At 66.3% G+C, this 11,381-nt stretch carries 13 protein-coding genes; 6 read left to right on the forward strand and 7 right to left on the reverse strand.

Features of this window, described 5'->3' with window-relative positions; genetic code table 11:
* Window positions 1-2,749 (reverse strand): ATPase domain-containing protein (locus VEY12_01795; GenBank protein HYM38864.1); only part of this gene is annotated, 2,749 nt, incomplete at its 3' end.
* A gap of 187 nt (window positions 2,750-2,936) precedes the next feature.
* Here VEY12_01795 and bcp point away from each other — a divergent pair.
* The 3 genes from bcp (at window position 2,937) to thyX (ending at window position 4,705) form a co-directional block, all read left to right on the forward strand.
* Window positions 2,937-3,398 (forward strand): thioredoxin-dependent thiol peroxidase, encoded by a 462-nt coding sequence (gene bcp, locus VEY12_01800; protein HYM38865.1) that lies wholly within the window; start codon window positions 2,937-2,939, stop codon window positions 3,396-3,398.
* A 49-nt stretch (window positions 3,399-3,447) separates the two neighbouring features.
* Window positions 3,448-3,804 carry a hypothetical protein gene (locus tag VEY12_01805; GenBank protein HYM38866.1) on the forward strand — a complete coding sequence of 119 codons (357 nt, stop codon included), beginning with the start codon at window positions 3,448-3,450 and terminating at the stop codon, window positions 3,802-3,804.
* Between the two features lie 79 nt (window positions 3,805-3,883).
* Window positions 3,884-4,705 (forward strand): FAD-dependent thymidylate synthase, encoded by an 822-nt coding sequence (gene thyX / locus VEY12_01810; protein HYM38867.1) that lies wholly within the window; start codon window positions 3,884-3,886, stop codon window positions 4,703-4,705.
* A gap of 9 nt (window positions 4,706-4,714) precedes the next feature.
* Here thyX and VEY12_01815 read toward each other — a convergent pair whose 3' ends face one another.
* The gene (locus VEY12_01815) at window positions 4,715-5,020 is read right to left on the reverse strand and encodes an antibiotic biosynthesis monooxygenase (GenBank protein HYM38868.1); all 306 of its coding nucleotides are present in this window, start codon (window positions 5,018-5,020) and stop codon (window positions 4,715-4,717) included.
* Between the two features lie 87 nt (window positions 5,021-5,107).
* Between VEY12_01815 and VEY12_01820 the strand changes: the two genes are divergently transcribed.
* Together VEY12_01820 and VEY12_01825 are read left to right on the forward strand one after the other, a co-directional pair.
* On the forward strand, window positions 5,108-5,329 hold the full coding sequence (locus VEY12_01820) for a hypothetical protein (protein ID HYM38869.1): 222 nt from the start codon (window positions 5,108-5,110) through the stop codon (window positions 5,327-5,329).
* Window positions 5,330-5,347: 18 nt separating this feature from the next.
* Window positions 5,348-5,578, forward strand: a complete 231-nt coding sequence (locus VEY12_01825; GenBank protein HYM38870.1) for a hypothetical protein — start codon at window positions 5,348-5,350, stop codon at window positions 5,576-5,578.
* On the opposite strand, the gene VEY12_01830 is transcribed toward VEY12_01825, so the two are convergent.
* The 4 genes from VEY12_01830 to VEY12_01845 form a co-directional block, all read right to left on the reverse strand.
* Window positions 5,573-6,163 carry a hypothetical protein gene (locus VEY12_01830; protein ID HYM38871.1) on the reverse strand — a complete coding sequence of 197 codons (591 nt, stop codon included), beginning with the start codon at window positions 6,161-6,163 and terminating at the stop codon, window positions 5,573-5,575. The two genes, VEY12_01825 and VEY12_01830, sit on opposite strands and share 6 nt — an antisense overlap.
* Before the next feature lie 32 nt (window positions 6,164-6,195).
* Window positions 6,196-6,885 (reverse strand): hypothetical protein, encoded by a 690-nt coding sequence (locus tag VEY12_01835; GenBank protein HYM38872.1) that lies wholly within the window; start codon window positions 6,883-6,885, stop codon window positions 6,196-6,198.
* Between the two features lie 89 nt (window positions 6,886-6,974).
* On the reverse strand, window positions 6,975-8,249 hold the full coding sequence (locus VEY12_01840; protein ID HYM38873.1) for a tetratricopeptide repeat protein: 1,275 nt from the start codon (window positions 8,247-8,249) through the stop codon (window positions 6,975-6,977).
* Between the two features lie 207 nt (window positions 8,250-8,456).
* Complete coding sequence (locus tag VEY12_01845; protein ID HYM38874.1) at window positions 8,457-9,404, reverse strand: aldo/keto reductase; 948 nt, start codon at window positions 9,402-9,404, stop codon at window positions 8,457-8,459.
* Between the two features lie 338 nt (window positions 9,405-9,742).
* Between VEY12_01845 and VEY12_01850 the strand changes: the two genes are divergently transcribed.
* Window positions 9,743-10,870: an aminotransferase class V-fold PLP-dependent enzyme gene (locus tag VEY12_01850; GenBank protein HYM38875.1), complete on the forward strand. Its 1,128-nt coding sequence runs from the start codon at window positions 9,743-9,745 to the stop codon at window positions 10,868-10,870.
* A gap of 3 nt (window positions 10,871-10,873) precedes the next feature.
* Here the strand turns inward: VEY12_01850 and VEY12_01855 are convergent.
* The coding region (locus tag VEY12_01855; protein HYM38876.1) for a hypothetical protein at window positions 10,874-11,381 on the reverse strand (508 nt) is incomplete at its 5' end.

Genomic DNA, 11,381 nt, shown 5'->3' on the forward strand with positions numbered 1-11,381 from the left:
AGTGGAGTGCGCCGTCGACCGTGTGCTCGAGGGCCTCGATCGTCTGGTCCGTGTGCATCCCGCGCTCCAGGGCGAACAGGCTCACGACCTTGGTCTGCCGCAGGCGGTTGACCAGGCGCTGGAAGAAGTTCAGCGCGTCACGTTCGTCCGCCTGGGTGATGCTGGAGCTCAGGGTCATGAACGCGAGTCGGAAGTAGGGATACTTGCCCTTGAACTCCTCATCGAGCTGGCTTACGATGGAGAAGATGGAATCGAAGTCCGTTGGACCGTTCACGCGCCAGACGTTCTTCTCCTTGGCAACCTTGCCGTTCGCGGTGGGCGCGGTGCAGTCGATCCAGCGCACAAGGCCGAGTTGGTCGTACTCCACGAACGTGGGGAGAATCGGCGCCATGTCCCGCGCGATGTCGATGGGGAGCTTCGCGGTCGTCACGATGATCGCGGGGATGCTCTTCCTCAAGCCTTCCGCGATGAAGTTCAGGATGGCGACCTCCTTGCCCACGAACGCGGGGCCGACGACGAGGAGGTTCGAGTTGAACGGGATGCCCCCGTAGAGGAGGTCGTCCAGACGCGGCGTGCCCGTCTTCACCTTCTCCGCCTTCTTCTCCACGCTCACAGCCTCCTCGGCCTCCGCGGTCGGTGCGGTCAGGTGGGCCTTGAGCGCGGTCTCGCGCATCTCCATCTCCTTGTCTTTCTGGTACATCCGGCGCTTGAACTCTTCCTCGCGCTCGCGTAGGCGGCGCTCCCATTCCTCGAGCTGGGCCTCCCGGTCCATGTCCCGCATCCCCGGCGTGGCGGCCGCGGCGCGGGCCTCCTTGGCCCGGTTCTCCATCTCCATCTCCCGGAGGCTGAGGTCGGACTCCTTCTCCTCCATCTCCTTGCCCTTCTCGAGCAGCTTCCGGTTCTCGTCGTTGAGCCGCTTGATCTCCGCTTGGAGGTTGGACTGCATCTCCGCAAGCTTCTTCTCGCGGCCCTCCAGGCTCTGGCTCCGCTGCCGGATTTCGTCCTTGTCGGAGCCGGCCGCGGCTTCCTTGAGCTTGGCCTCCTTGAAGAGTTCCGCGTACTTCTTCGTCTTCTCCTGGAGGTCGCCCTGGGCTTCCTGGATGGACGAGGCCATGCGCTCCACCTCGGCGGACCGCTCCTTGAGGTCCGCCTCGTGGTCGGAGATCGCCTTCTCCCGCGCGACGAGTTCCCGCTCGCGGTCTTCCGAGATCTTGCGCTGGGATTGGAACTGCTTGTCGATCCGGGTCGCGCTCTCGTAGCGCTCCCGCAGCTGGTTCTCCAAGGAACGGAGCTCGACTTCCTTGGACCCGACCTCCTTCTCCTTGGCGAGGATCTTGGACTCCCAGTCCTTGAGCTCCTTGATCCGGCTCGTCTCCGAGGCGCTGTGCGTCGCCTGGAGCTGCTCGGACCGGAGCTTGAGCTCGGACTCCTTGAGCTCCAGGTCCTTCGCCTGCTTGAGGAGGGCCGTGCGCTTCGCATCCAAGGACTTCTCGGCCTCCTGCACGCGCGCCTCGCGATCCTCGGCCGCCTTGGCCTTCTGCTCCATGGTGCGGCTCTGGGAGGTGATCTCGATGTCCTTCCGCTTGATCTCCTGCTCCCGGGACGAGAACGCGGCCTCGCGGGCGCTGACCTCCGCCTTGAGCTTCTCCGCCTCCTGCTTCGAGGCGGCGACGTCGGCCTCGCGCAAGCGCAGTTCCTCGACCTTGGCCTCGATCTCCGCGCGCGCCGAAGCCGTCTTCCGGTCGAGTTCGCGCAGGTCCTTGGAGGACTTCTCGAGGGAGACCTCCCGCGCCGTCACGTCCCCGGTCTTCGCCTTGATCTCTGCGGCCTGCTCGTCGAGCTCCTGCTGGAGCGCCTCCGTGTGCGCTTCGCGTCCGCGGATGGACCGCTCGCGGTAGTCCAGGGCCTCCCGCTTCTTCTGGAGCTCCTGCTGGAGGAGGGCGACCTTCGTGTTGTCCGCCTTCAGGATCTCGCGCTGGTAGACGCTCGTCGAGGAGGCGATGATATGGAGGAGGGCGCCGGAGAACTCCGTGGTCAGGGCACCCGCGAAGAACACGACGACGGGGAACACGGCGGCCAGGGAAGGGGTCGTCCCGGGCGTGGGAGCGATCCGGATGTTCCCCAGGACGAGGAGGAAGATGGCGATCGGGAGCACGAGGGCGAGGAAGATGCTGCCCGCCTTGCGCGCCCCGAGTCCTTCCCAGGTCATCGCCATGGAGATGATCGTGAGCGGGACGCCCAGGACCGCGAACGGGTAGAGCCAGGGCAGGATCCAGGCGGGCGCGATCTGCCAGGTCTTGAGGAGGATGAAGGCCGCCACGACGAAGAACAGGACCATGCCCAGCGTGCTCGTGACGAAGTGGCGGGAGGCGTACTGCAACCGGTACGGCTCACGCTTCAGCCGGACCGCGTCCACGGAGGTGAACGCGCCTGCCGCCGCGGGGATCAGCAGGAGCGTGAAGTCCGCGTAGCCCCCGGGGAGCATGGGGAACGTGGGGGTGAGGAGCATGGCGACGAGGAGGAAGGCGTCCAGGGCGAACGCGACTGCGGCCACGATCCCGTAGCCGTGGGCATGGCGCCCGAACGTGAGCTGGAGGAGGCCCTGCTGGGCCGCCTGCGCCGCCTGGTTTGGGGTCGCGGGCTTCTGCGCGCGGGGGTGTTCGTAGGTAGGGCGGAAGGCCGGCACGGGCCGCGGCACGGGCTTCGGCTTGGGGGCCGACCGAGCCGTGGACTTCTTGGACTTGGCCATGAAGCTACCTCGTCGTCACTCCCGTCGGCGAGTACATCCGACGAACTTGGGACACCCTATTTAAGTTACTCGGGCCAGATATCTTATCCGATATTCTCGCGGTTGAGAGCATCCGTCGGCCATGCCGTTGGCCCGCCGCGGCGCGAAAGCCGTCGCCGTTAAATCGTGCGGACGCTTCGCCTCCTCGGTGGTCGACACGGTCGAGGTTGGGGACAAGGCACCGGACTTCAAACTCCTTGCGGACGACGGACGCACGGTCTCGCTCACGGATTTCCGAGGCAAGAAGGTCGTCCTGTACTTCTATCCCAAGGACGACACACCGGGTTGCACGGCCGAGGCGTGCAGCTTCCGCGACAACCTCGCCCGCGTGACGTCCAAGGGGGCCGCGGTGCTCGGCGTGAGCCGCGACGACCACGCGAGCCACGGCAAGTTCCGCGACAAATACCACCTGAACTTCCCCTTGCTCAGCGACGACGCGGGCACCGTGACCGAGGCGTACGGAGTGTGGAAGAAGAAGAAGCTGTACGGCCGCGAGTTCCTCGGAATTGAGCGCACGACCTTTCTGATCGACGAACAGGGCAAGGTCGCGAAGGTCTGGCCCAAGGTCAAGGTGGACGGGCACACGGACGAGGTCCTCGCCGCCTTGTAGCCGTGCGTAAGGTTCATGGGCCGGCGTTCCATGGCGCGAGCCGGACCTGATGATTCCGCCGAACGCGATGCCCCCGAAAACGTTGGTCATCCGGTACAAGGGTGCGGAGGAGAAGCTCCGGCTGCAGTACGTCTACCAGACGTACCTGTCCACCCGGGAGCGCGACGAGATGAACCTGGTACCGGGGAACCGCCTCGTGATTCGCTTCGGGGAGGAGGTCGTCGGCGAGGGCCAAGCGATCCTCGTGGAGAAGACGAGCCTCGAGAAGCTCTCGAAGTACGATGCGATCTCCGCGGGATACGAAACCGCGGAGGCCCAACGAAAACACGTTCTGGAAACCGTCCTCAAGGGTGTGCGCAAACCCGACCAGGCCGAGTTCTATAGAGTCCTTTACCGGTGGCTGTGAACTTCCAATTCATCCGACCTAGGGAAGCTCTTATCCGTGCGGCCACAATGAGGTGTTCAGCCCATGGGAGGCGGGTTGCGTGCAATGGGTCGAACCCAAGATCTACAAGTTCGGGGAGTCCCACATCGATCCGGACGAAGCCGCTCGATTCCTCGATTCGATCGGTGCTCACGACTGGCTCGCGAAGCAACCGTGGTACGGTGCCAAGTCGCGGGACGAAATCCACTCCGCGGAGGCCATCACTGAAATCGCGGGTCGCTCCTGCTACAAGAGCTTCGGAATCGGACTCAACCCCAATATCACACGCGTCCGCGAGGACTCGAAGGACTACATCGGAAATGTCCTCGCGAAGGGTGACGGATCGATTTTCGAACACGCGGTGACCCACTGGATTTTCCAGGATGTCAGCCGGGTGTTTACCCACGAGCTCGTGCGCCATCGCGCGGGCGTGGCCATTAGCCAGGAGTCACTGCGGTACGTGCGGCCCACGGAGCTCCGGATGACCATGGTCCCAGGCTCCGAACTCTCACGGATGAAGAACCTCAAGGACCTTAGTCGTGCCGTCGAGGCGAACTATGCAATGTACCAGAAGATCGCAGACGACACGATCACGGGAGACATGAAATTCGATGAGAAGAAGGCGTGGACCTCCGCACTCCGGCGCATGCTCCCCGACGGGATTGCGACCACGATCGTCTGGTCCGCGAACCACCGCACCCTTCGGTGGGTCCTCGAGATGCGGACCGCACCCGGGGCCGAGGTCGAAATGCGGTACGTGTTCGACAAGGTGGGCGAGATCCTCGTCCGAGACTACGCTGTGATCTACCAGGATTTCGTCAAGGAGCCGCACGCGGACGGTGTCGGTCACCAGTGGATCCCGAAGATCCGCTCGAAAGTCTGAATCCACGATTTATGGGGTATCGCGGACTTCGTACGACGTGACCTCCGGCGGCTGCGTCGTGAGTCGCAGCAACGCGAAGAAGTCGCCTCCGTGGACGGGATCGGATCGAAGACGGCCCTCGTATGCCCGCAGAGCCTCCTCGTCTCGGAAGCGTCCGATCATGATGAACTCGGTGGACGGATGCTGCCCCTGGCCGAGCCATTCCCCCTCGCATCCCGGGGCATCACGCAGGGATTGCGCCTGGTGTTTCAGAAGCTCAAAGCCTTCGATATCCTTCCCTTCCTTGAAGCGGTAGCGGCTGAAGTAGAGGAACACGGCCCAAGCATGGTCCCCCGGGAGAAGAGGGTTTGTGCGGTCCGCGGGACGTCAACTTTATCTCTCGCCCGCACGGTCGCACGCGCGATGTTCAGCCGGAAGAACGTCGGCGGCGAGCCGCAGAAGTGCGCCAAGTGCGGTGCTGAGAAGGTCTATTTCGTGCAGCACGCGCACGGCAACTACCCGATCCTCGACTACCTCTGCCCCAACTGCGACCTCGGGGGCGAGCAAGGCGTCCCCGACTGGTACAGCTCCGCGGACGGCAAGGGGTCGTCCTCCGAGACCACGAACGAGTCCAAGAAGGAGTGACGGGCCGGAGGAGCCGCGATGGGGGAGGTCGTGATCCGAGCCTATCGCGTGAGCGGCTACGTGATCGGTCCGTGCACGAAGTGCCGGAAGGAGTCCCGCGGCCTCGTCATGTTTGAGGACTACGGCCTCGGTTGGGAGTGCCTCGAGTGCGGGGAGATCGGCCGGGCGGACCGCGTGGAGTGGATCGAGGGCTCCGATCCGAACAACGAAGAGCTCGGCGGGACGGAGTCTGCAAACGGCTCGTCATAGGACGCCGCAGGCCATGCAGATTCCTTGGCCGTGGCAGGTCTCGCACTTGGACTGCATCCCGAGGATCCGGCGCACGCCGCGGCCGCGGCACCGCGGGCAGAACCCGGAGTCCCCGCATCGCCGGCACGGCGTCTGGATCTTTCGAATTTCATAGAGGACTTGGCGGTTCGAGGGATTCGCTGTCGCGACGGCCTCCAGGATCGTCAGGGCCTCAGGCCGCCCACCCGCACGGTCTCTTCGAAAGAGAAGCGAGGCTTTCATCATGAGGCCCTTCTCCGACCGTGGGTCGGCCGCGAGGACTTCCTCGATCGCCGTGGCGGCTTCGTCGAAGGCCTTGGCGACCTCCGGGCTGTCCTCGAACTCCGTGTCCTCCGGAATGTCGCGGCGGACAATCTCGTCGCGGCGCATCTCGCGTGCGCGGGCGGACAGGCGGATCGCGCGAGCCAGGTGGAGCGCCGTGTAGAGCTCCCGCACCCGGGGATCGTCCCCGTGTTCGCGGAACGCTCGGTCGGCGAGCGTCAATGCCTTCTCCCGCTCCCCGGCTTCCAGCGCGGCGCGGGCCTCCGATGCGAAGTCCTCCGTCACGGCGACCGTCGGCGGTCAAGGAGGTCCCTCACTTAAGGCTGACCTCCGAGGCGTCGGAAGATGGCGGCAACAACTGGCACGAGGTGTCCGTAGGGCGTCTCCCGGTGTCGGCTCAGGGCCTTCAGGGCATCGACGAAGAGGACGCAGGCGAAGCCGCCGGATGCGACGGCGGTGAGCGCGACGATTCGCTGTGTCTCGACTGACGCCCGGCGGTCCCAGAGTGCGTGCAGGTCGAACGCTTGGTTTGCCGCACGACGGAACTCGCCCGCCCGGAGGACGCCGCGTTCCTCCAGCGCATCGGCGAGCTTCGAGCTGTACGACGCGAAATCGGTCCGGCCCGATTCGAACGACTGCGTGAGATCGTGGCGGTCCATGACCGAGGCGAGGTGCACGCACAGCGAGTACGCGAGTTGGCTCGACGCCTTGACGGAGTCCTGGGGCGCGCGACGTACGCGGTCCGCGGCGAAGGAGAGTTGCGCAACCGCCTGGAGGAACGTAAACAGGTCGGCCCCGTGGGTCACCTTTCGGAAGTGTCGGGTCATGGGGCGGATCGCGCGCTCGACACGCCCCTTCGTGCCGAGGTGGCGGTCCAGGTTTCGGGCGCCTCGCTCGAGTCGTGCAAGGAGCTTGGCCTCGTCGGGGCGGGCTCCGGCCCACAGGTAGTCATGAAGCTCCAAGATCGTGGAGCGCAAGTCCCGTTCCGGCACGGATCCTGAAGCCATGGCCCCGGCAATCCGTCACGGTCAATAAGCGTACCGGGATGGGGCCCCTCGGCGTGCGGATCCTGCGGGCCGTGCGGGGCCTATACCGCTCATGCGAAGTAGTGCGCTCCGCTCTCCAGATGCCGCAACAGCTCCCGCGCCGGGGCGTAGTCCGGGTTCGCGCGGAGCGCGGCGAGCAGGGACCGCCGGGCCTTTTCGGGCATCCGCTTGTGCAGGTACACACGCGCCAGGTTCGTGTGTGCGTAGAAGTAGCAGCAGTACCGGGAGGCGGCGATCGCCTTCTCGAGCCAGGGGATCGCCTCGTCCAGCCGCCCCAGCTCGATCAGGTACGCACCGATGTCGTTGTACGGGTTGCCAAACGACACGTCCACCCCGATCGCCGCCTCACACTCGGCGATCGCGTCCTGGTAGCGGCCCATGAAGCTGTACGTCCAGCCGAGGAACGTGTGGGCCTCCGCGCTCGGGAACAGGAGCAGGGAGCGCTCGTACGCGTCCGCGGCGCGCTCGAGATCACCTGCGCTCTGGAGGATGTAGGCGGCCTGGAACGCCTGGCGGGCTCCCCACTTCCTCAGGTCCGACCCCGCGCGCGTCGCCTCGTCGTCCAGAGGTCCGCCCGCGAATGTCTCCTGGGCCACATCCCGGAAGTGCTCGTCGTAGTGGCCCGTCACGCGTCCTTCCCACGCGTGGACCAAGAGATCCTCGACGGCGAACAGGCGGCCGAAGTCGATGGGCGCGCCGCGCGCCGCGTCCCGAGGGCCGGCGGCGAGCCGCGCGGGTGCCTCGTTGAACGTCATCTGGACCGTCTCGCCGTGCCGGCGCACGACCTTCACGAACGCGAGGTCGTGGAGGCCGCGGCCGCGCGCGATCAGCGTCCCCGGATCCGCGAGGTGAGGCATCAGGGCAGTAAGCGATGGTCCATGGGGGTCCAGCACGAGGATCCGGTCGAACGCCTCTGCGGGCGGGTGAGCGACCACGCGGACATCGCCTCGCCCCGCCTCCTTCAACCGCGCCGCGGTCACGGTCCGGAGCGACTCATCGGGCTCGGCCACCACGACGCCCCGGTCGGAGGCGATGTGGGCGAGGAGCGCGGCGGGGAAACCGCCCCGAGCTCCCGCCACGAGGACGCTGCCGTTTCCCTCCAACTCCAGGAGCCCCAGCGCCGCGGAGAGGCAGCGGGGCGAGGGCATCGTCTTGCCCCCGGACACTCCCAACACCGGCAGGGGCATGTCCGCGTAAGCCAGGGCCCCAAACGCCTCGGGCAGGTACTCCTCCTGGCGAACGCTCCGGAACGCCTTCTCGACTTGGGGGTCCTGCAACAGACCGAGGCCGCGGAGGGTCGCCACCAGGTCGTCGCGGCACCACATCGATTGGCTCGCTCCGGCGTCTTGAAGTCGGCGGTCCGCCTAAAAGGTTCGGGGGTTGGAGAAGCCGACCCCGTGAATTCCTTGACGGTCCTCCCCGTTTCCCAGGGTCCGGTAGTGGCTAGTGCGGGGGTGCTCAAAGAGCGGGGCCAGGTGGGTCCTCGCCAGACGGTCGGATTCCCCACCGGCCCAGGAGGCTTCAGGGAAGGCTCACAGACCAAAGTCGCGTGCGTACAGCGTCCTGGCCCGTTGGATTTCCTCGTCGTCGAGGGCGGGCGCATCCGAGGCTCGCAGGTTCTCCTCCACTTGCGCCGGAGTCTTCGCCCCGGGAATCGCGACCGAAACCTCCGGGAACGCGAGGACGAATCGCAAGGCGGTTTGCGCGGGCGTGCGCTCCGCGTTCGAAAGGAACGCGAGTCGCTGCGCGGCGGCCGCCCGACCGGCCACCATGCCGGGCGGCCAGTAGGAACGGATGTCCCCGGTGGGGAATCGGGCGCCGGGTACAATCTTGCCGGTCAGGAAGCCGTTGCCCAAGGGCTCCCGGGCAATAATCCCGACGTTCGCCTTCTGCGCCTGGCCGAGGAACTCGTCGATCCACTCCTGCCGGAAGAGGCTGAACGGGATTTGCAGAGTCTCCGGCTTCCCCGACTCGAGACAAAGGAGGCCCTCCCACGGTTCGTGGATCGAGACACCGTAGTGGTCGATCTTGTGTTCCGCCTTCAGGGACTCGAGCGCCTCGTACGTGGCCGGATCGGCCATGGACTCGGCGGGCGGGTTGTGCAGTTGATACAGGTCGACGTGGTCCGTGCGCAGGCGCTTGAGGGAGCGCTCGAGCGCGAAGGCGATGTATCCCGGATCGAAATTCAATCGGACCCCGCCGTGATAGAAGTCCCCGCCGACCTTCGTGGCGAGGCACACGGCCTCCCTGCGGCCTTGCAGGGCGTTCCCCAGGGTCTCCTCGCTGTGTCCCCAACCGTACACGTCCGCGGTGTCGAAGAACGTGCACCCGAGCTCGGCTGCACGCCTCACCGCAGCCGCGGAGGTGGCGTCGTCTGTGGGACCGTACGAGTTCCCGTGGGCGTTCCCGCCGATCGCCCAGGCCCCGAAGCCGATTTCGGAGATCCGAAGCGCGGTCCGCCCGAGGACCCTCTGACGCATGGCTCCGCCAAGGGGTGCGGATGCCAAAGGTCTTTGCCACGGATCCGAAGGACCGCGCGTACCCCCCCTCCGGGATGAAATCCGGGGTGACAATCGCGACTATGGCTTCAAGTAGCGAGAATCCCGCGGTAGAGAACGACAGGGGTAGGCAACTAGCGTGCGGTCTCCCTATTCATAGCGATCTTGCTCGCGGTGAGTCAAGCAGCTCGCCCGCGGCGCGGAGACGAGCGCTCGACCCCTTCGCGAGATCCTCCTCGCCTCCGCGTGGGATTCGTACGTCTCCAGGAGACCGTCGAGAAAGCGGCAACTCTTTTCCGCGGTTCCTCCCTCCAGGTCCCATGGACTGGAGCCCCTGGCGGGACGAGTTCCCCATCTTCCGCCGCATGCGCTACCTGAACACCTGCTCCCTCGGCGCGCTGGCCGCGCGGGTTCGAGCCGCGCAGTACACGTTCCTGGACGAGTGGGAGCAGTACGGGGCGACGGCCTGGTACTCCCGATGGATGACCGCCTTGGAGGGGCTGCGTACGCGATTCGCGAAGGTGATCGGAGCCGATCCCGAGGAGGTGGCGCTCGCGCCCAGCGTTTCCGTCGCCTTGTCGACGTTGGCGAGCTGCCTCAACTACGCGACACGGCCCAAGGTCGTGTTCTCCGAACTGGATTTCCCCACGGTCGCGTACCAGTGGGCGGTGAAGCCCGAGGTGCACCGAGTCGTCCTCCGCTCGCCCGACGGCATCACCGTGCCGCCGGAGTCCTACGAGTCCGCCGTGGACGAGGAGACCGCGGCCCTGGTCGTGTCCCACGTGTTCTACACGAGCGGCGCGATCCAGGACATCGCTCGGCTCGCGACCGTCGCGCACCGCGCGGGAGCCCTCGCCGTCGTGGATGCCTACCAAGCCACGGGCCAGCTTCCCACGGACGTCCACGCCGCGGGCGTCGACGTCCTGATCTCGGGTGGACTCAAGTGGCTCCTGGGCGGCACCGGGATCGCCATGGTGTACGTGCGTAGGGACCGGATCGCCGACCTGCGGCCCACGATCGCGGGATGGTTCGGGAACCGCAGGCAATTCGACTTCGACCCGGCCCGCTTCGATTTCTGGGAGGACGCGCGCCGCTTCGAGCTCGGGACGCCCTCCAACGCCGCCGTGTATGCATGCTCCGCGGGAATCGACCTCGTGCTCGAACTCGGAGTCCCAACGATCCGGCGACGTACGACCGAGTTGGTCAACGACCTGGTCGACCGCCTCGGCGATTCCGGGTTCGAGATCCGCTCTCCCGGCGAGCCCGAGCGCAGGGCGGGCATCGTCATGGTACCCATGGCGGACCCGCCGCGTGCGGTCCATGCCCTCGCGGACCGCGGCATTCTGGTGGACTACCGCCACGATCGCGTCCGCGCATCGCCATACTTCTACAACACGCCCGAGGACAACCAGGCGTTCGTCGACGGGCTCAAGGTCGTGCGCGGCTGAGTCTCAGCTCCGGAACTCCTTCCTCGCCAGGAGGACGAGGGTGAACCCCGCCATGCCCATGAAGGATGCGGACAGGTAGAAGCCGAGGGTGAGGGTGGCGAGGATCGCGCACACCATGGTCAGCTTCCAGTTGAGTCGCTGTATGGCCATGATGCCGCCCAGGAGGGCGGCGGCCTGGGCCGCGATGACCAGGATCCCGCAGACCTGGTTCGTGACGAAGGTGGCCTGGTCGGCGGTCAGGTTCACGTAGTCCGAGTACGAGATGGGGATTAGGGAGGAATAGACCGTGTACGCGATCCCCACCACGCCCGCGAGCACGAGGAGGATCCCCGCCGCGAGTCCGAGGCGGCCAGACGGCGGTGGCCGCGGCGGCGCGGGCCCTGCGGGATACGTGGGCCGCTGGTAGTCTTCGGGTCGCGTGACCCAGGCGACGGGGCCTTGCTGGGTGGGCGGCGGAGGCTGCGTCTCCCCGGGCTTCAGGAACTCGATCGGCGGAGGCTCTTGGCGTCGT

It is taken from the genome of Thermoplasmata archaeon (assembly GCA_035632695.1).
In the GTDB taxonomy this organism is placed as follows: Archaea; Thermoplasmatota; Thermoplasmata; order RBG-16-68-12; family RBG-16-68-12; genus RBG-16-68-12.